The organism is Paracidovorax cattleyae (assembly GCF_900104515.1).
Taxonomy (GTDB): domain Bacteria; phylum Pseudomonadota; class Gammaproteobacteria; order Burkholderiales; family Burkholderiaceae_C; genus Paracidovorax; species Paracidovorax cattleyae.
Genome location: NZ_FNJL01000006.1, coordinates 177,426 through 196,151, shown reverse-complemented (window position 1 = coordinate 196,151; position 18,726 = coordinate 177,426). Strand labels below are relative to the sequence as shown.

At 67.7% G+C, this 18,726-nt stretch carries 15 protein-coding genes; 2 read left to right on the top strand and 13 right to left on the bottom strand.

Annotated features, from left to right (window positions below; translation table 11 throughout):
- Window positions 1-352: 352 nt before the first annotated feature.
- The 7 genes from gshB to BLR05_RS07005 form a co-directional block, all read right to left on the bottom strand.
- Window positions 353-1,303 carry a glutathione synthase gene (gene gshB / locus BLR05_RS07035; RefSeq protein ID WP_092833091.1) on the bottom strand — a complete coding sequence of 317 codons (951 nt, stop codon included), beginning with the start codon at window positions 1,301-1,303 and terminating at the stop codon, window positions 353-355.
- 26 nt (window positions 1,304-1,329) lie between these two features.
- The gene (locus tag BLR05_RS07030) at window positions 1,330-2,517 is read right to left on the bottom strand and encodes a benzoate/H(+) symporter BenE family transporter (RefSeq protein ID WP_092833088.1); all 1,188 of its coding nucleotides are present in this window, start codon (window positions 2,515-2,517) and stop codon (window positions 1,330-1,332) included.
- A gap of 85 nt (window positions 2,518-2,602) precedes the next feature.
- Window positions 2,603-4,471: a potassium transporter Kup gene (locus tag BLR05_RS07025; protein WP_092833086.1), complete on the bottom strand. Its 1,869-nt coding sequence runs from the start codon at window positions 4,469-4,471 to the stop codon at window positions 2,603-2,605.
- 146 nt (window positions 4,472-4,617) lie between these two features.
- Window positions 4,618-5,913 (bottom strand): glutamate--cysteine ligase, encoded by a 1,296-nt coding sequence (gene gshA, locus BLR05_RS07020; RefSeq protein WP_092833083.1) that lies wholly within the window; start codon window positions 5,911-5,913, stop codon window positions 4,618-4,620.
- A gap of 114 nt (window positions 5,914-6,027) precedes the next feature.
- Window positions 6,028-7,494, bottom strand: coding sequence for a TrkH family potassium uptake protein (locus tag BLR05_RS07015; protein ID WP_092833172.1), 1,467 nt, complete (start codon window positions 7,492-7,494; stop codon window positions 6,028-6,030).
- A gap of 36 nt (window positions 7,495-7,530) precedes the next feature.
- Window positions 7,531-9,009, bottom strand: a complete 1,479-nt coding sequence (gene trkA, locus BLR05_RS07010) for a Trk system potassium transporter TrkA (protein WP_092833081.1) — start codon at window positions 9,007-9,009, stop codon at window positions 7,531-7,533.
- Window positions 9,010-9,057: 48 nt separating this feature from the next.
- On the bottom strand, window positions 9,058-10,338 hold the full coding sequence (locus BLR05_RS07005) for a glutamate-5-semialdehyde dehydrogenase (RefSeq protein WP_092833079.1): 1,281 nt from the start codon (window positions 10,336-10,338) through the stop codon (window positions 9,058-9,060).
- Window positions 10,339-10,428: 90 nt separating this feature from the next.
- Here BLR05_RS07005 and BLR05_RS07000 point away from each other — a divergent pair, with 90 nt between their 5' ends.
- Window positions 10,429-10,728 (top strand): hypothetical protein, encoded by a 300-nt coding sequence (locus tag BLR05_RS07000; protein WP_192883816.1) that lies wholly within the window; start codon window positions 10,429-10,431, stop codon window positions 10,726-10,728.
- A 15-nt stretch (window positions 10,729-10,743) separates the two neighbouring features.
- Here BLR05_RS07000 and holA read toward each other — a convergent pair whose 3' ends face one another.
- The 4 genes from holA to BLR05_RS06980 all read right to left on the bottom strand — a co-directional run bounded on the left by holA (window position 10,744) and on the right by BLR05_RS06980 (window position 15,913).
- The gene (holA, locus tag BLR05_RS06995; protein ID WP_092833078.1) at window positions 10,744-11,790 is read right to left on the bottom strand and encodes a DNA polymerase III subunit delta; all 1,047 of its coding nucleotides are present in this window, start codon (window positions 11,788-11,790) and stop codon (window positions 10,744-10,746) included.
- A gap of 43 nt (window positions 11,791-11,833) precedes the next feature.
- Entirely contained in the window at window positions 11,834-12,352 is a 519-nt protein-coding gene (locus BLR05_RS06990) for an LPS-assembly lipoprotein LptE (RefSeq protein WP_092833077.1), read from the bottom strand.
- 46 nt (window positions 12,353-12,398) lie between these two features.
- On the bottom strand, window positions 12,399-15,092 hold the full coding sequence (gene leuS / locus BLR05_RS06985) for a leucine--tRNA ligase (RefSeq protein ID WP_092833076.1): 2,694 nt from the start codon (window positions 15,090-15,092) through the stop codon (window positions 12,399-12,401).
- 125 nt (window positions 15,093-15,217) lie between these two features.
- Window positions 15,218-15,913, bottom strand: coding sequence for a S24 family peptidase (locus BLR05_RS06980; RefSeq protein WP_092833075.1), 696 nt, complete (start codon window positions 15,911-15,913; stop codon window positions 15,218-15,220).
- A 118-nt stretch (window positions 15,914-16,031) separates the two neighbouring features.
- On the opposite strand from BLR05_RS06980, the gene BLR05_RS06975 reads away from it, so the two are divergent.
- Window positions 16,032-17,513, top strand: coding sequence for a diguanylate cyclase domain-containing protein (locus tag BLR05_RS06975; protein ID WP_092833168.1), 1,482 nt, complete (start codon window positions 16,032-16,034; stop codon window positions 17,511-17,513).
- A gap of 41 nt (window positions 17,514-17,554) precedes the next feature.
- Here the strand turns inward: BLR05_RS06975 and BLR05_RS06970 are convergent, their stop codons facing one another.
- A complete protein-coding gene (locus tag BLR05_RS06970) occupies window positions 17,555-18,004 on the bottom strand; it encodes an ExbD/TolR family protein (protein ID WP_092833074.1) in 450 nt (149 codons plus the stop codon).
- A 28-nt stretch (window positions 18,005-18,032) separates the two neighbouring features.
- Window positions 18,033-18,701 carry a MotA/TolQ/ExbB proton channel family protein gene (locus BLR05_RS06965; protein ID WP_092833073.1) on the bottom strand — a complete coding sequence of 223 codons (669 nt, stop codon included), beginning with the start codon at window positions 18,699-18,701 and terminating at the stop codon, window positions 18,033-18,035.
- Window positions 18,702-18,726 lie beyond the last annotated feature (25 nt).

Here is an 18,726-nt window from a genome sequence, read left to right as displayed (position 1 = left end):
CTTATCGGCTGTATATTTTTAAGGAACCAGAAGATCAGATTTTCTCTTTTCTTCTCGACTCGCTGCAATCAGCGGAGCCTTGAATTCTAACAGGTTTTTTAAAGTCCTGTCAAACTCTGTGGTTATTTGCCTTTCAGCTTCCAACCACCCACCAACCTCAACCACCGCAATCTCTTGCAGCACCTCAGATCAGCGAAGCCTCGAATTCTACACCAGCTTTTATCACCAGCGCAACTCTCAGCAAAACTTTTCTCTTCCGCCACCCTCGCTACCTACATCCACCGCAAACCCCTCAGGACTCACAGCAATCTTCAGTAGCGAAGCCCGCTAGTATAGCAACAAAAAAACGCTGTCAGCGCAATTTCAATTCTTTTTCCAGCGCGTCGACAAACAGGGCCGGGACGTCGCATCCCGTCTGGTCGAAGATCTCCTGGAAACAGGTGGGGCTCGTCACGTTGATTTCGGTGACGCAGTCGCCGATGACATCCACACCCGCGAGCAGCATACCGCGCTCCAGCAGAACGGGACCGAGCCGGCGGCCGATCTCGACATCGCGGGGCGTGAGCGGGCGGGCCACGCCTTTGCCGCCAGCCGCGAGATTGCCGCGCACTTCCGATCCCTGGGGAATGCGTGCTAGGCAATAGGGCACGGGCTCGCCACCAATGATGAGGACCCGCTTGTCTCCTTCGGATATCTCGGGAAGGAACTTCTGCACCATGATGGTCTGCGCGCCGTCGTGGTTGAGGGTTTCGATGATGCTGCCCAGGTTGAGTCCGTCGGCCTTGACCCGGAAGATGCCCATGCCACCCATCCCGTCCAGCGGCTTGAGGATGATGTCCCCATGTTCCGCATGGAAGCGCCGGATGTCGCTGGCAGCCCGTGTCACGAGCGTAGGGCCGATCAGCTCGGGAAACTCCATGATGGCCAGCTTCTCGGGATGGTCGCGCAGCGCGCGGGGCTTGTTAAAGACCCTCGCCCCCTCCCGCTCTGCCTGTTCGAGGAGATGGGTGGCATAGAAGTACTCGCTGTCAAACGGAGGATCCTTGCGCATGAGCACGGCGCCGAATCCGGACAGCTCGGCCTCGCGCTCACCTGCCACGGTGAACCAGGCCTGCGCGTCACCCGTCAGGTGGAGGTCGCGTACACGCGCCGTCACCTTGCTGCCCTGCTCCCAGCGGATGTGGCCGGGCTCGCACACGCTCACCACATGCCCCCGGCGCTGGGCCTCCCGCATCATCGAGAACGTGGTGTCCTTGTAGATTTTGAAGTGTTCGACAGGATCGGCAACGAAAAGAGTGTTCATGGTCTCGTCTGGCTCGGTAGGAGTCGTCATGCGCCGCGGGTGCGGCGTCCGTACTGTTGCACAAATAGGGTGAGCACGCCGGCGACCACGCCCCAGAAGGCGGAGCCCACACCAGCGATCACGACACCGCTCAAGGTGACCAGGAAGGTGATGAGCGCAGCTTCCCGGTGCGTATCGTCGCGCAAGGCGGTGGACAGACCGGAACCGATGGTTCCGAGCAGTGCCAGGCCGGCAATGGCGACCACCAGCTCGCGCGGAAATGCGGTCAGCAGCCCGGTCACCACCGCACCAAACAGCCCGATGACAACATACAGTGCACCGCAGGCCACGGCGGCCGTATAGCGACGCGATCGGTCCTCATGCGCCTCCGGCCCCATGCACATGGCGGCAGTGATGGCGCTGAAGTTCAGGGCATAGGCACCGAAAGGCGCCAGCGCCAGGGTGGCCAGCCCGGTCATGGCCAGGAGGCGGGACACCGGCAGCGGGTAGCCGGAAGCCCGGATGACGGCCACTCCCGGAAGATTCTGCGATGCCATGGTGACCACGAAAAGCGGCAGCGCCAGCCCAATGGCTGCGGCCACGGTGAATTCCGGGGCCGTAAAGACCGGGACGGCCCGGGCGAGATGAACGGCCGCCAGGGATATCTGGCCCCGCGCGGCCGTGAACGCGATGGCGGCAGCCAGGGTGAGCACGATGGCATAGCGCGGCACCAGCCGGCGAGCGACGAGGTAGCTCAAGAGCATCAGCAGGACCAGCGGCAGTGCGGTCTGGGCAGCCGCGAAGGCCTGCATGCCGAAACGCACCAGCACGCCGGCCAGGAGTGCGGAGGCGATCTCCGCCGGGATGCGGTGCATGGCGCGCTCGAACCAGCCCGTGGCGCCAGCCAGGGTGATGAGCATGGCGCACAGCATGAAGGAGCCGACCGCCTCTCCCATGGAATAACCGCCTGCCAGCCCCGCCGACGCCAGCACCGCGGCGCCAGGGGTGGACCATGCGACCATCACCGGCTGGCGCAACAGCAGCGAAGGCACCAGGGAGCACAGCCCCATGCCCAGCCCCAGGGCCCACATCCAGGAGGTGATCTGGGCCGGCGTGGCGCCGAAGGCCTGGGCAGCCTGGAAGACGAGGGTGACCGAACTGGTGAATCCCACCAGTACCGCGACGAATCCCGCCACGGCAGCGGAGAGGCTGATATCTCTGAGAAAGGAACGCATGAGGGGCAGGATTCTGTCACTCTGCGTGAACGCGCCCCCCTCTCCACGAGGATGGCCCCGTGACGCCCGGGGCTGCCCCTTCTTTTCAGATCTCGATCTTGGAGCCCAGCTCCACCACGGAATTGCTGGGCAGGTTGAGGAAGCCCGCGGCACCGCTCGCGTTGTGGTGCATCTGCGCGAAGAGTTTCTCCCGCCAGGGCGCCATGCCGCTGCCGATCGTCGGGGTGACCACGTCCCGGGAAAGGAAGTAGCTGGTGGTCATCGATTCCAGTTCGCATCCCCGCCCGCGCATGAGCGCCAGCGCGCCCGGAAGGTCGGGGTCGTTCTTGAAGCCGTAGTGCACCATGACCTGCCAGCAGTCGCCCCCGAGGGCTTCCACCTGCAGGCGCTTGTCGAGGCCGATCCAGGGGACTTCGTGGTTGCGGACGGTGACGAACAGGTTCTGCTGGTGCAGGACCTTGTTGTGCTTGAGATTGTGGAGCAGCGCGTTCGGCACCGCCCCCGGCTCCGCCGTCAGGAAGACGGCCGTGCCGTCAACCCGAGTGGGCGGGCTGACGAATACGGCCGTGAGGAAATCCCTCAGGTCGATGGCGTCGGCACGCAGCTTCTCGTTCAGGAGTTCGCGGCCGCGCTTCCAGGTCATCATGAGCATGAAGACGATGGAGCCGATCATCAGCGGGAACCAGCCGCCCTGCAGCAGCTTGAGCAGGTTGGAGCTGAAGAAGGCGAGATCCACGAGGAAGAAGAAGCCCGTGGCCCCGATGCACAGCGCCAGGGGGTACCTCCAGCCATAGCGGATGACGAAGAAGGTGAGCACGGTGGTGATGAGCATGTCCAGCGTGACGGCGATGCCGTAGGCGGCCGCGAGGTTGCTGCTGGAACGGAACATGACCACGGCCAGCACGATGGCGAGGAACAGTGCCCAGTTGACGAACGGTATATAGATCTGTCCGGTATCGCGCACGCTGGTGTGCAGGATGTTCAGCCGCGGCAGGTAGCCCAGCTGGATCACCTGCTTGGTCACGCTGAACGCTCCGGTGATCAGGGCCTGGGAGGCGATGACGGTGGCCATGGTGGCCATGATCACGAGCGGGATGAGCGCCCAGTCGGGGGCCATCATGTAGAAGGGGTTCTTGACGGCTTCCGGCTCGGCGAGCAGGAGCGCTCCCTGCCCGAAATAGTTGATGGTGAGGGCGGGCATGGCTACGCTGAACCATGCCAGGCGGATCGGTTCCTTTCCGAAGTGCCCGAGATCGGCATAGAGGGCTTCGGCGCCCGTCACGCAGAGGACCACGGCGCCGAGGATGATGAAGCTCGTTCCCGGATTGCGCCAGATGAAGCCGAGCGCGTGGTGCGGGCTCAGTGCCCCCAGGATTTCCGGGTGCCCCATGATGTGCGGCACGCCGAGGGCCGCGATGGAGGTGAACCACACGAGCGTCACCGGCCCGAAATAGCGCCCGATGCCACCGGTGCCGCGCTTTTGCACGGCGAACAGGCAGAACAGCACGACGAGCGTGAGAGGGATGACGGCCCGCCCGAAGTGCGGCGAAACGACCTCCAGCCCTTCCACCGCCGAAAGCACGGATATGGCGGGCGTGATGACTCCGTCGCCATAGAACAGGGAGGTTCCGAAGACGCCGATGCCCAGCAGCGCAGAGCGCAGCTTCGGCTTGTCCTTCACGGCCTGGGAAGCCAGGGCCAGCATGGCGATGAGCCCGCCCTCGCCATGGTTGTCCGCCCGCAGGACAAGCACGACGTACTTCAGCGAGACGATGGTGGTAAGCGTCCAGAAAAGGATGGACAGCACGCCATAGACGTTCTGGGGCGTGAAGGCCACGTGGCCGGAGCCGAAGACTTCCTTGACGGCATACAGCACGCTGGTGCCGATGTCGCCATACACGACGCCGATGGCGCCGATGGTGAGCGCCGCAAGCGAGGATTTGGAGCGTTGCACTGCAGGGCCCCTCCGGCACCGTGCCGGATGGGGTTCCGGTATTTGGGGACCGCTATTGTGACAAGGAGCGGGGAAAGCACCCCGGCGGACCGCTCCATGTTGCAGGGCAGCAACTAAGCGGGCCGGCAGCGGCGCCGCGCAGAGGCTTACTCGTAGATCTCGGCCTCGGGGTTGGTCGCCTCAAGTTCGTAGCTGGCCGCCAGCATGGCCAGCCGGGCGATCACGCCATACATGTAGAACCGGTTGGGCGCACTGGCGCCGGGCCGGGCGCCGGGCTGGGGCAGATGGGTGCTTTGCTCGAAGGCGAGCGGCACGAAGCTCGCCCCGGGCGCGTTGAGGTTCTCGTCCACGCCGCGCTCGGCATGCATGCGGTAGAAGCCTCCGACCACGTAGCGGTCCATCATGTACACGACGGGTTCGGCCACGGCTTCGTGCACGCGCTCGCGGGTCAGCACGCCTTCCTGGATGATGACGTCGGTCACCGGCTGGCCGTCCTTGACGATGGCCATCTTGTTGCGTGTCTTGCGGTTGAGCGCGTCGATGTCCTTGGCGTCGCGCACGGTCATGACGCCCATGCCGTAGGTGCCGTTGTCGGCCTTGACGATGACGAACGGCTTCTCATTGATGCCGTATTCCTTGTACTTGCGCCGGACCTTGATCAGCTGGGCATCCACGGCGGAGCGCAGGGCCTCCACGCCCGCACCTTCGCTGAAATCCAGCCCTTCGCAGTGGCTGAAGAGCGGGTGGATGAGCCAGGGGTCGATGCCCAGGAGCTTGCCGAAGCGCTTGGACACCTCCTCGTAGCTCTGGAAGTGGCGGCTCTTGCGGCGCACGGTCCAGCCGGCATGCAGGGGCGGCAGCAGGTACTGCTCGTGCAGCTCCTCCAGGATGCCGGGAGGGCCGGCGGACAGGTCATTGTTGAGCAGGATGGTGCACGGGTCGAAGTTCTTGAGGCCCAGGCGGCCCTTGTCTCGCACGACCGGCTCCAGCGTGACCGATTCGCCGTTGGGCAGCGTGACGGTGGTCGGCTTCTTGATCTCGGGGCTGATGGAGCCCACGCGCACATTGAGCCCGGCCATGTTGAAGATGCGCTGCAGCTGGATCACGTTCGCGAGGTAGAACGTGTTGCGGCTGTGGTTTTCCGGGACGATGAGGAGGTTGCGCGCCTCGGGGCAGATCTTCTCGATCGCGGCCATGGCCGCCTGCACGGCCAGCGGCAGCATCTCGGCCGTGAGGTTGTTCCATCCTCCAGGGAAGAGGTTGGTGTCCACGGGCGCGAGCTTGAAGCCGGCGTTGCGGATGTCCACCGAGGTATAGAAGGGGGGGGTGTGCTCCATCCACTCGAGCCGGAACCAGCGCTCGATCGCGGGCATGGCGTCGAGGATGCGCTGTTCTAGCTCGTTGATCGGCCCCGTGAGGGCGGTGATGAGATGCGGAACCATGGGTACCCTCGGAAAGCGGCGAAGACGGCATTGCGCCGAAAGTGGAGTCGATTGTAGGGATTTGGGGGCGCGCGCCGGGTTCGCAAGCCTTTTCCGCCGCGGAGTTCCGCCGGGTCAGCGCCGCCAGAAAGCGGGCGTGAGCAGCGCCATGAAACTGAGGATTTCCAGCCGGCCGAGCAGCATGGCGAGCGTGCAGACCCAGAGCTGGAAGTCGGTGAGCACGGCGTAGTTGGCAGCAGGGCCGATGAGTCCCAGGCCCGGGCCGGTACAGTGGACGCTGGCGATCACTGCGCTAACGGCGGTGACCACGTCCAGGTCGGTGAGCAGCAGGACCATGCTGAGCACGGTGATGGTGGCACCGTACATCAGCATGTAGGCCAGCACGGCGAAGATCATCCGGTTCTCGACCACCGCGGACCCCAGGCGCACGGGCTGCACCGCGCGCGGATGCACGAGCCGCGTCATCTCTCGGCGCGCCTGCTGCAGCAGGATGAGCACCCGGACCATCTTGATGCCCCCGCCCGTGGAGCCGGCGCTGGTCGCCACGCCGGACAGCATGAGCAGGAAGACGGGGGCGAACACCGGCCATCCGAGGTAATCCGTGGTGGCGAAGCCGGTGGTGGTGGCCACGGACACGGTGTGGAACACTCCGTGCCGCAGCGCATCGAGGGGCCCGTAGATGCCTTTGAACCAGAGCAGCAGGGCCACGAAAAGGCCGCTGCCGAGCAGGGTGCACACGGTGGCGCGCAATTCGGGATCGCGCCAGCAGGTACGCCAGTGACCTTTGCGCAGGGCGACGAAGTACAGCGCGAAGTTGCAGCTGGCCAGCACCATGAAGACGACGGCGATCGCTTCCAGCAGGGGCGAGTGGAATTGGCCGAAGCTCGCATCGTAGGGCGACAGCCCTCCGAGGCTCACCGTGGCGAACATGTGCATCAGTGCATCCGGAACCGCCATGCCGCCGGCCCAGAACGCAAGCGCGCACGCCAGGGAGAACACGACGTACACGCCCCAGAGGCCCTTGGCCGTCTGGGTCATGCGGGGAGTGAGCTTGGTGTCCTTGACGGGCCCGGCGGCTTCGGCCTTGAAGAGCTGGCTGCCGCCCACGCCGAGCAGCGGCAGTACTGCGACAGCCAGGATCAGGATGCCCATGCCGCCGATCCATTGCATGAAGGTGCGCCAGATGTTGACCGACAGGGGCAGGGAGTCGAGTCCGGACAGCACCGTCGCGCCCGTGGTGGTGAGCCCGGAGACGGCTTCGAAGTAGGCATGCGTGAAGCCGATGGGGCGGCCGATGGCATGCAGCGCCGCCATGAGCGGCAGGGATGCGAACAGGGGAAGGACCAGCCAGACCAGCGACACGAGCATGATCCCGTGGCGGGGCTGCAGTTCACGCGCGTGCCGGCGCAGCCCGAACCACAGCGCAGCGCCGCACGCGAGGGTGAAACCCAGGCCGACGGCATAGACAGGCCACAGGCCCTCACCGGCCCACATCGAGGCGCCCAGTGGTACGGCCATTGCCCAGGAGAACATCGCGAGCAGCGCGCCGAACACGCGCAGGACCGGCAGCAGGTCCGGCAGGGCCTCGGAAAGGGTGAAAGGCACGGACATGCGCGGTCAGAAAAACGTCGCGCTCACGCGGAAGGCCTTCTCCACCTCGCGCACCAGCCGCTTGTTCGGAAGGAAGAAGACGACATGGTCGCCGCTCTCGACCACCGTGTGGCTGTGCGGGATGATGACCTCGGGCTCGCCGGCGGGCACCGACGCGCCCTCGCCCGCGTCGGCCGTGGCGTGCTCGGCGAGCCCGCGCACGATGAGGCCCATGTGCACGTCGTGCGGCAGGTGCAGTTCGCTGACGCGTCGGCCGACCACGCGCGAGCTTTTGCGGTCTCCGCGGGCGACGATCTCCAGCGCCTCGGCAACGCCCCGGCGCAGGCTGTGGACCGCCTGGACGTCGCCACGGCGCACGTAGGCGAGCAGTTCTCCCAGCATGGCCTGTGCCGGAGAGAGCGCGATGTCGATCTGCGTGCCGTGCATCAGGTCGGCGTAGGAGCGGCGGTTGATGAGCGCCAGCACCCGGCTCGCACCCATGCGCTTGGCGAGCAGGCAGGCCATGATGTTGTCCTCGTCGTCGTCGGTGAGGGCGAGGAAAAGGTCCACCTCTTCGATGCACTCGTCGCCGAGCAGGTCTTCGTCGGTGGCATCCCCATGCAGCACGAGCACTTCCGCGGGCAGCACCGAGGCCAGTTCCGTGCAGCGATCGGCATTCGCTTCCAGGATCTTGATGTGGAAGCCGCCTTGCTCCGCCAACTGGCGCGCGAGCCGCAGCCCCACCCGGCCGCCGCCTGCGATCATGACGCGGCGCACCGGCCGCGGCGGCACACCGCCGCGCGGGTGCAGCGCAGCGAGCACCCGCGGGACCTGCTCACGGGCAGCGAGCACGAAGACTTCGTCACCGGCCTCGATGCGGGTGGTGCCGTCGCAGGCCACGAACCGGTCGGGCTCTTCCGAAAAACGGCGGTAAATCGCGACCACGCGCATGGCGACATCGGGAGCACTGGCACGCATGTCGGCGATGCGCATGCCCACGACCGGCGCGCCGGCCCGCGCCCGTACGGAAGTCAGGCACGCCCGCCCGCCCGCGAATTCACGCACCTGCAGGGCCTCGGGGTACTGCACGAGCTTGCCGATGTAGCGCGTCAGGGACTCTTCCGGGCAGATGATGCGGTCCACCGCGAAGCCCTCCTTGCCGAGCAGGGTGCGGCCCCGTTCGTCGCCGGTGCCGAAGCCCGAGGAGCGGACGCGGGCGATGCGCGTGGGCACATTGAAGAGCAGCTGGGCGATCTTGCAGCAGACCAGGTTGGTCTCGTCGAGCGCGGCGCAGGCGATGAGCAGGTCGGTATCCGCGGCTCCGGCCTCGGCCAGCACTTCAGGGTCGATGCCGCTGCCGACGACGCCGCGCAGGTCGAAGCGCGACTCCAGGTCTCGCAGACGCCGGGCATCCGTGTCGATGACGGTGATGTCGTTCCTCTCCGACACCAGGCTGTCGGCCACGCTCTCGCCCACGCGGCCCGCGCCCAGGATGATGATCTTCATGCGGCAGGAACGGCTGAAGGGGATGGAAGTCCGCCGGCGGCGGGCCGCTCATGCGCGGATGTCGCCCTCGCCGAGCACCACCCATTTGAGCGAGGTGAGGCCCTCGATGCCCACCGGGCCGCGCGCATGGAATTTGTCGGTGCTGATGCCGATCTCGGCGCCCAGGCCGTATTCGAAGCCGTCGGCGAAACGGGTGCTGGCATTCACCATCACGCTGGCCGAATCCACTTCGCGCAGGAAGCGCTGGGCATGCGTGTGGTCCCGCGTGAGGATGGCGTCGGTGTGGTGGCTGCCGTAGCGGTTGATGTGGCCGATCGCCTCATCCAGGCCGTCCACCACCTTGATGCTGATGATGGGCGCGAGGTATTCCTCGGACCAGTCCTGCTCGGTGGCGGGCACGAGCGTGGCGCCCGGCACGCCGGCCAGCAAGGCCAGGGCTTCCGGGCAGCCGCGCATTTCCACGCCCTTGGCCGCATAGACGGCGCCGATCCGCGGGAGGAACTCAGCGGCCACGCCACGCGCGACGAGCAGCCCTTCGCTGGCATTGCACGGGCTGTACTTCTGCGTCTTGGCGTTGTCGGCCACCTTCACGGCCATGGCGACATCGCAGGGGTCGTCCACGTAGGTGTGGCAGTTGCCGTCCAGGTGCTTGATGACGGGCACCTTGGCATCGCGGCTGATGCGCTCGATCAGGCCCTTGCCGCCGCGGGGGATGATGACGTCCACGTACTGCGGCATGGCGATGAGGTGCCCCACGGCCTCGCGGTCGGTGGTCTGCACGAGCTGCACGGCATCGCCGGGCAGGCCGGCCTCTTCCAGCGCCTCCTGCACGAGGCGCGCGAGGGCGCGATTGGAATCGATGGCCTCGGAACCTCCCCGCAGGATGCAGGCGTTGCCGCTCTTGATGCTCAGCGAGGCGGCCTCGATGGTCACGTTGGGTCGGCTTTCGTAGATCATGCCGAAGACGCCGATCGGCACGCGCATCTGCCCCACGCGGATGCCGCTGGGCTGCTGGCGCATGCCGGAGATCTCGCCGATCACATCGCCCATCGCCGCGAGCTGTTCGCAACCCAGGGCGCAGGTCTCCAGGACCTTGGGGGTGAGCTTGAGCCGGTCCACCATGGGCTCGGCGAGACCGGCAGCCCGGGCACGCTCGAGATCGCGGGCGTTGTCCGCCTGCAGGGCGGCGGTGTTGTCGCGCAGGCGGCGGGCCAGCGCCAGCAGCGCCCGGTTCTTGACGGCCGATGGCGCCCGGGCCATCAGCGCGGAGGCGGCCTTGGCCTGGGATCCGAGGGCGTGGAGGGTTTCGGCGATGTGCTGCGCGTTCATGGACGTGATTTTGACGCATCGCTGCGCTGCCTGCCCGGCACGGGTCTCCCCGCCGGGCGGTACGTCCCGGGTTTGCTACCCTCGCGCGCCATGACGACCACCCCGACCACACCGTTGCCAGCCACCCAGCTCACCGCCCTCGCCACGGCCCTGGAGGACCTTCGCGCTGCCCGCATGGCGCCGCACGCCTTCAGCGAGGTGGCACGCGCACAGACGGCGCTGCTGGAGGCCCTGCCGTCGCGCTATGCCCAGGTGCTGGCGGACCTGCTGGACCGGCTCGAATCCTCGGCGCTGTTCTCGGAGGAAAGCTGCTCGTTCAGCCAGGGCAGCCTGATCGACAGCCTGCAGGCCTGGGTGGACAAGGCGCGGATCCAGGTCAACGCCCAGTAGGCGACTCAGGGGTGTTCACCTGACAGCCTTGCACAGCTGCAGCGCCAGCCGGTGCAGTGCCTGCCAGCCATCGACAGGCCAGTCGGGCACCTTGAGGCCCTTGACGATGCCATCCACGATGTGGGCAGACTGCAGCAGGCGCGAGGCGGCGGCGTCGGAAAAACGGGGAACGATGCGCTCGAAGAGCCGCTCCTTCGTCCCCCAGACGCGGTTTTCGCGCAGGGCCATGGGCAGTGGCTTGCCGGCATTCACCGCATCCTTCACGCGTTTCAGGGAGCGGATGTCCTCGGCGAGGGTCCAGTGGACCAGTACCTCGGCCTCGCCTTCGGCCTGCAGGCCGTCGAGCATGCGCTGCATGCGCGCCACCTGGCCGGACAGCACGGCCTCGGAAAGCTTGAAGACGTCGTAGCGTGCCACGTTGAGTACGGCGGCCTCTACCTGGCTCCAGGAGAGCTCGCCGGGCGGGTGCAGCAGGGCGAGCTTCTGGATCTCCTGGTGGGCGGCCAGCAGGTTGCCCTCCACCCGGTCGGCGAAGAACTGCAGCGTGCGCTGGCCCTCCTCCCCCGGGGCCACGCGCTGGCCCTGCGCCGCCAGCCGCTGCGCGATCCACTGCGGCAGTGCGCCGCGCTCCACCGGGTCGATCTGCACGCTCACGCCCTCGCGGTCCAGGGCCGAGAACCAGGCGCCGGTGCGCGTGGCCTTGTCCAGCCGCGGCAGCATGACGAGCGTCAACGTGCCCTCGTTGCCTGCGGCAGCCGCGGCGATCTGCTGCAGGGCTGCGCCGCCGTCCTTTCCCGGCTTGCCCGAGGGAATGCGGATTTCCACGATCTGCTTGTCCGCGAAAAGCGACAGCGAGCCGCCCGCAGCCAGCACCGAGCTCCAGTCGAAGTGCGCACCGGCCACCGTGTGGCTGCTGCGCTCGGTATAGCCCTGCCCGCGCGCGACGGCACGGATGGCATCCGCGGCCTCCTGCTGCAGCAGCGGCTCATCGCCGTGGATCACATAGAGCGGGCGCACCCCTTTCTGGAGGTGCGCACCCAGCTGGTTCAGCGCAATCTGCATGGCGATGCACCACCGGGCCCGCCCGGGGCCGGCCAGACCATCCTCATTGCGGGCGCGCGGCGGCCAGGCGCCGCAGCAGTTGCTGCACGAGGTCGGTCTGCATGTTGCGATAGAGCAGCGCCTCTTCGGCTTCCTTGGCCAGGGCGATGCTCTCGTTGTAGCTCACGTCGCGTTGCTGCAAGAGCTCCGTCGGAGCGATCAGCTCCGTGCCCTGCTGGTTGCGCAGCCTGAAGCGGATGCGCAGGCGCAGCTGCAGTTCACGCACCTGGCCGGACGCGTTGTAGCCCACCACCACGCGTTCGCGCTGCTCGGACAGCAGTTCGAACACGGCGTCGGCCCTGGGCAGGTCGGCGGGATCGCGCAGCACCGTGAGGTTGCCGCCCGAGCCCTTGAGGGTGCGCTCGAGTTCACGGCCCAGGGCCGAGCCGGCACCGGCCTGGATGTAGAGGGTGCGGAACTGGAACTCCGGCGCGCGGCGCAGGTGGAAGCCACAGGCCGTGAGGCTGGCCCCCAGGGGGGCTGCGGCCAGCAGGGTCAGGAACGAGCGTTTGCTCTTCAGCATGAAGCGGGCTCTCCGATGCAGTGTTTCAGGGGCGGCGGGCGATCGCTCAGACGACCACGTTGACCAGCCGGCCCGGCACGACCACGACCTTCTTGGGTGCGGCGCCGGCGGCGTGCTTCTGGAAATCCTCGCTCGCCAGGGCGATGCGCTCGATCTCGGCCTTGTCCGCACCGGACGGCACGCGGATCGCGCCACGCAGCTTGCCGTTGATCTGCAGCACCAGTTCGATCTCGTCCTGCACCAGCGCGCCGGCATCCACCTGGGGCCACGGTGCGTCCAGGAGGTCTCCCAGGGTGCTCGCATAGCCCAGTCCGCTCCAGAGGCCGTGGGCGACGTGGGGCGTGGCGGGATAGAGCACGCGCAGCAGGATGCCGAAGCCTTCGATGAGCGCGACCAGGCCGCCGGGCGCGTCCGTGGACTTGAAGTCCTCCAGGGCGTTGAGCATCTTCATCGCGCCGGAGACCACGGTGTTGTACTGCATGCGCTGGTAGTCGTAGTCCACCTGCTTGAGCACGGTATGGATCTCCAGCCGCAGCGCCTTGGCCTCCTTGCCGAACTGCACGTCCTGCAGGCTCTGGGCGCCGTGGATGGCTGCCTCGGTGGCAGCGGCATCGATGCCCGTGAGCTTCACGCCGAAATTCCACACGCGGCGCAGGAAGCGGTAGCTGCCCTCGACGGCGGCGTCGTTCCACTCCAGCGTGGCCTCGGGCGGCGCGGTGAACATGGTGTAGAGGCGCGCCGTGTCGGCGCCGTACTTCTCGATCAGTTCCTGCGGATCGACGCCGTTGTTCTTGGACTTGGACATGGTGCCCACGCCCTCGTAGTCGATCGGCGTGCCGGCGGGCAGGTCGCCCACCGGGTTCTTCAGGCGGGCTCCGGTGATCTTGCCGCCCTCGTCCTGGATGTGCTCCACGTCGTGCGGCCAGAAATACTCCTTGCCGCCCTTGTCGGTGCGGCGCGAGTAGATGTGGTTGAGCACCATGCCCTGCGTGAGCAGCTTGGTGAAGGGTTCGTCCACCTTCACCAGGCCCAGGTCCCGCATGACCTTGGTCCAGAAGCGCGCGTAGAGCAGGTGCAGGATGGCATGCTCGATGCCGCCGATGTACTGGTCCATGGGCATCCAGTAGTCGGCGCCGCCGGCCACCATGGCGTCCGCGTTCTTCGGGTCGCAGTAGCGCATGAAGTACCACGAGGAATCCACGAAGGTGTCCATGGTGTCCGTCTCGCGCCGCGCCGCCTTGCCGCAGACCGGACAGGTCACGCCGGCGTGGAAGCCCTCGTGCCTGTGCAGCGGGTTGCCCGAGCCGTCCGGGATGCAGTCCTGCGGCAGAACCACGGGCAGGTCCTTCTCGGGCACCGGCACCGCGCCGTGCTCGTCGCAGTGGATGATCGGAATCGGCGTGCCCCAGTAGCGCTGGCGGGAGACGCCCCAGTCGCGCAGGCGCCAAGTGGTCTTTTTCTCTCCCAGCCCCTTTTCCTGCAGCGCGTGCGCCACGGCGGAGACGGCCTCCTGATACGACAGGCCGCTGAAGTTGTCGGAATTGATGGTGACGCCGTTCTGCTTGTCGCCGTACCAGTCCTGCCAGCGGTGGTAGTCGAAGGTCTCGCCATCGACGAGCACCACCTGCTTGATCTCGATGCCGTACTTGAGCGCGAAGGCGAAATCGCGCTCGTCGTGGGCGGGCACTCCCATGACGGCGCCGTCGCCGTAGCCCATGAGCACGTAGTTGCCCACCCAGACCTCCACCGGCTCGTCCGTGAGCGGATGGATCACGGTCAGGCCCGTGCGCACGCCCTTCTTCTCCTGCGTGGCCAGTTCGGCCTCGGTGGTGCCGCCGGTCTTGCATTCCTCGATGAACGCGGCGACCTCGGGGTTGGAGCGAGCGGCATGGGCCGCCAGCGGATGCTCGGGCGCCACGGCGCAGAAGGTGACGCCCATGATGGTGTCGGCACGCGTGGTGAACACGTACATGCGGCCACCGCCGACGGGCTGGCCGTCCTCCCCGCGGATGTCGTGCGTGAAGGCGAAACGCACGCCCTCGCTCTTGCCGATCCAGTTCTCCTGCATCAGGCGCACCTTGTCGGGCCAGCCGGTGAGCGTGGCATTCGGGTTGCCCACCTGCACGTGGTCCAGCAGTTCCTGGGCGTAGTCGGTGATCTTCAGGTAGTAGCCCGGGATCTCGCGCTTCTCGACCGGGGCGCCGGTGCGCCAGCCGCGGCCGTCGATGACCTGCTCGTTGGCCAGCACGGTCTGGTCCACAGGGTCCCAGTTGACGACCTGGGTCTTGCGGTAGGCGATGCCCTTCTCCAGCATCTTGAGGAAAAGCCACTGGTTCCACCGGTAGTAGTCCGGGTCGCAGGTGGCGACCTCGCGCGACCAGTCGATGGCCAGACCCATCGCCTGCATCTGCTTCTTCATGTAGGCGATGTTGTCGTAGGTCCACTGCGCGGGCGGCACGCCGTTCTTGAGCGCCGCGTTCTCCGCCGGCAGTCCGAAGGCGTCCCAGCCCATGGGCATCAGCACGTTGTGGCCGTTCATGCGCAGGTAGCGCGTGAGCATGTCGTTGATCGTGTAGTTGCGCACGTGCCCCATGTGCAGCTTGCCGCTGGGATAAGGCAGCATGGAGCAGGCATAGAACTTCTTCTCGCCGGCGTCTTCGGTCACGCGGTAGGCATCTCGGGCGTTCCAGTGGCTGTGCGCTGCGCGCTCGACCTCGGCGGGGGTGTATTTGTCTTGCATGGAAAAAAAGGGGACCGGGCCGCGCTGGCGGCCGCCGGCGTTTTCGCGGGGGAGGGGTTCGCGGGATTTTAGGCGCGATGCGGGCATTGCCCGTCCGAAGGCCGCGGCAGGCAGCCGCGGGAGCCTCAGATGGACTCGCTTTGCTTGAACACCAGCCGGCCGATGGGAATGCAGTCCGGCTCTGCCCAGGCCCTGCGTGGATAGCGGGCCTGGTCGGGGTTGTCGCACGAGAGCCACCAGCGCCCGCCATCGCGCTGGACGCGCCGCAGCAGCACTTCGCCGAAACCGTTGATGGCGAAGACATGCCCGTCGCGCAGCGTGGTGTCGGACGTGTTCACGACCACGATGTCGCCTGCCTGGATGGAAGGCTCCATGCCGCAGCCGCGCACGCGGATGGCCAGCAGGCACTGGGGAATGTAGCCGCGCCGCTCCAGCCAGTGGCGGTGGAAGGTGATGGGGGCATCCTCGTCGGTCTCGTCGGGCCAGATCGCGTAGTCCGCGATGCCGGGCCGCAAATGCAGGGAGACCGGGAAGAGCTCGTACATCTCAGGTCCTGCGTCGAAGTCGTAAGCGACGGAGGATTCCCGGGTGCCGGGCGCTGCCGGCGGCTGCGAGAACCAGGCATGCATGCCCCGCAGGGACTCGATGTGGCGCACCGTCTTGTCCGACACGGCACGGTTGCCGCAGAGCATCTGGCGCACGAAGGCGCCACCACGATAGCCCAGCAGGCGCCCGAAAGCCGCCACGTTGCCTTCCGACAGACGGCGCACGGCATCGGCGAGCCGTGCCCGCCGCTGCTCCTGAATCCGACGCTCGTCCATCAATCCAAGTTAGCATGCCGGATGGAACCATTTGCTATGATGATTTCATACCAATTGCTGACAATAGTAGCCGATCCGCACGCACGACGGCACGACTCTCGTGGGAGGCGAGCGCAGCATGGAAGACATCGCAAAAATGGAATCCGCTGCTGCACCGGCGGCTGGCCCTCCCGGAAGCGAGGCCCGGCCCCTGCCGTGTCCTGACGCCCCCTGGCCGGCGCTGCTGCGCGGCGTGGGCCATGGCGGCGGTGCGGTCTTCGCCCTGGATACGCAGGGCCGGTTCACGTGCGCCAGCGGCGGCACCGGCCTGCTGCTGGGAAGGCCGGCCGAATCCCTGCCCGGGCAACGGATGGCGGACCTGCTGGCCCGGCCCCCTTCCGACGCGCACCTGCACCGGTTGCTGCTCGGGGGCACCCTGCCCGCGGCGGCGTCCGGCTACCGCTGCGAAACGCTGCTGCATCCCGCAGACGGCTCGCCGCTCTGGGTGCAGGCGGTGCTTCAGCCGGCGGCCGGGCTGCTGACCGTCATGCTGACCGACATCACGTCCATGAAGGTGCGCGAACGGCTGCAGCACCGGGTTCTCGACGCGATGGCGCACGATCTGCCGCTGCCTGAAATCGCCGCCGGCCTGTGCGAGGACATCGAGGCCATGCTGCCGGGCGTCGCCGTGTCGGTGCTGGAACTGGACGTCCAGAACCGCCTTAGGTGCCTGGCGGCCCCCCGGCTGGAGGACATGCTGGCCGCGCACATCGATGGCCAGCCCGCCGGACGGGACGGGGACACCTACGGCGCGGCCGCCTGGCGGTCCGCCTCGGCGGCCTGTGCGGACGTCGCCGCGGACCCGCGCTGGGCACCCTGGCGGGAGCCGCTGGCGGCGCGGGGCTTCACGGCCTGCTGGTCGGCCCCGGTCCTGGGGCGTGACGGCCGACTCCTGGGCGCCTTCACGCTGCATGGCCGGAGTGCCCTGGGCTGCGACGGTCTGCCCCTGCACGCACTGGAGGCAGGAGCACAGCTGTGCGCCCTGCTGCTGGAGCGCGAGCGCACGCAGCAGAGCTTCCGCCGGCTGGCCTACCAGGATGCCGTCACCGGGCTGCCCAACCGGGCATTCCTGCTGGAGGCCACGGAGCGCCTGATCCGCGAGGCGCGCCGGGAGGGCCACTCGCTGGCGATCGCCTTCATCGATCTGGACCGGTTCAAGCAGGTGAATGACCAGTTGGGCCATCGGGCCGGTGACGACCTGCTGCGCGAGGTGGCGCAGCGGCTCCAGGGAGCCTCGCGCAGGGCCGACATCGTGGCCCGCATCGGGGGCGACGAATTCGCAGCGGTACTGCCCCATTGCGGCAGCCGCGAAGCAGCCGCGGCCGCCCGCAGGCTGCTGGCGGCCGCGGTGCGTCCGGTGATGCTCCATGGCAGGTGCTGGAACCTGGGCGCCAGCATCGGCATCGCCCAGTACCCCCGCGACGGCACTAACGCCGCCACGCTACTGCACCATGCGGACCTGGCCATGTACGCCGCCAAGCGGGCCGGCGGCCGGCGCCTGAGCGTCTTCAGGGGCAAGGCACCGGGCGCTGCCGTGGTGCGCGAGACCCTGGAAGGGTAAGAGCGGTGGCCACCGCCGGCGAGGAGCGCCCGGCAGGCGGCTCAGGGGCGCGCAGCGGCGGCAGCGGCCGGCGGGGAGGCCCCGGGCTCGGCCACGAATCCGATGCGGTGCAGGCCCGCGGCGTGGGCGGCGCCCATCACCTCGACCACCCGGCCATACGGCACGCCGGCATCGGCGCGCAACTGCACCTCGGCCTGCGGATGCGCCTGCGCCACGCCGCGCAGCCGTTCGGCCAGCGCGGCACCATCCACGGGTGCGCCGCCGACGAAAACCTGGCCCCTGGCATCGATCGCGACCTCGACCGAGTCGCCGGCGGCTCCCTGCGTGGCGCCCTCCGCGCGGGGCAGGTCGAGCCGGATGGCGTTGGCCAGCAGCGGCGCGGCCAGGATGAAGATGACCACGAGCACGAGCATGACATCCACCAGCGGCGTCATGTTGATGTCGCTCATCGGCTTCGGGGCGGATGTGCGTTCGAGGCGGCCGAATGCCATGGGTCGCGGGCGGGTGGAGGCGGCGGGCTCAGCCGCCGCGGGACGGCGGTTCGTCCAGGAGCAGTTCGCGCAGGTCGAGGGCGAAGCCTTCGAGGTCGGCTTCCACGCGGCCGATCCAGCGGCCGAACAGGTTGTAGGCCAGCACGGCGGGAATGGCCACGGCCAGGCCGGCCGCCGTCATCACCAGCGCCTCGCCGACCGGACCGGCGACGCGGTCGATCGATACCGCACCGCCACCGGCCAGCGCCGTGAGCGCATGGTAGATGCCCCAGACCGTACCGAGCAGGCCGACGAACGGCGCCGTGGAGCCCACGGTGGCCAGCAGCACCTGTCCGAACTGCAGGCGTGCCAGCACTCGGTGCAATGCATCACGCAGGACGCGCGTGAGCTGCTGGGCGCGCTGTCCGCTCGCGGCGAGCGAGCCGGCCTGGGCGTGGTCCGCCAGGCCGGCGGCAGCGTCCACCAGGGGCCGTACCAGGCCGTCCGGATCGGAGGGCACCAGGCGCTGGCGCGCCGATTCCAGCGTGGGCGAACGCCAGAACTCCGCGGTGCTCCGTTCCACCCCGGCCACGGCGCGCCGCAGCAGGCGCGCCTTCCATAGGATGACCACCCAGCTGGCGATGGACATGGCCAGCAGCAGCAGTGCCGAGATGCGGGTGACCATGTCCCCCTGATGCCACCAGTGCCACGCGTTCATGGATACGCCACCCAGAGGAGCCGAT

Coding starts and splice junctions, on each gene's coding strand:
- gshB (WP_092833091.1), bottom strand. CDS start 1,303: ATGAACACTCTTTTCGTTGCCGATCCTGTCGAACACTTCAAAATCTAC.
- BLR05_RS07030 (WP_092833088.1), bottom strand. CDS start 2,517: ATGCGTTCCTTTCTCAGAGATATCAGCCTCTCCGCTGCCGTGGCGGGA.
- gshA (WP_092833083.1), bottom strand. CDS start 5,913: ATGGTTCCGCATCTCATCACCGCCCTCACGGGGCCGATCAACGAGCTA.
- trkA (WP_092833081.1), bottom strand. CDS start 9,009: ATGAAGATCATCATCCTGGGCGCGGGCCGCGTGGGCGAGAGCGTGGCC.
- BLR05_RS07005 (WP_092833079.1), bottom strand. CDS start 10,338: ATGAACGCGCAGCACATCGCCGAAACCCTCCACGCCCTCGGATCCCAG.
- BLR05_RS07000 (WP_192883816.1), top strand. CDS start 10,429: ATGACGACCACCCCGACCACACCGTTGCCAGCCACCCAGCTCACCGCC.
- holA (WP_092833078.1), bottom strand. CDS start 11,790: ATGCAGATTGCGCTGAACCAGCTGGGTGCGCACCTCCAGAAAGGGGTG.
- BLR05_RS06990 (WP_092833077.1), bottom strand. CDS start 12,352: ATGCTGAAGAGCAAACGCTCGTTCCTGACCCTGCTGGCCGCAGCCCCC.
- leuS (WP_092833076.1), bottom strand. CDS start 15,092: ATGCAAGACAAATACACCCCCGCCGAGGTCGAGCGCGCAGCGCACAGC.
- BLR05_RS06980 (WP_092833075.1), bottom strand. CDS start 15,913: ATGGACGAGCGTCGGATTCAGGAGCAGCGGCGGGCACGGCTCGCCGAT.
- BLR05_RS06975 (WP_092833168.1), top strand. CDS start 16,032: ATGGAAGACATCGCAAAAATGGAATCCGCTGCTGCACCGGCGGCTGGC.
- BLR05_RS06970 (WP_092833074.1), bottom strand. CDS start 18,004: ATGGCATTCGGCCGCCTCGAACGCACATCCGCCCCGAAGCCGATGAGC.
- BLR05_RS06965 (WP_092833073.1), bottom strand. CDS start 18,701: ATGAACGCGTGGCACTGGTGGCATCAGGGGGACATGGTCACCCGCATC.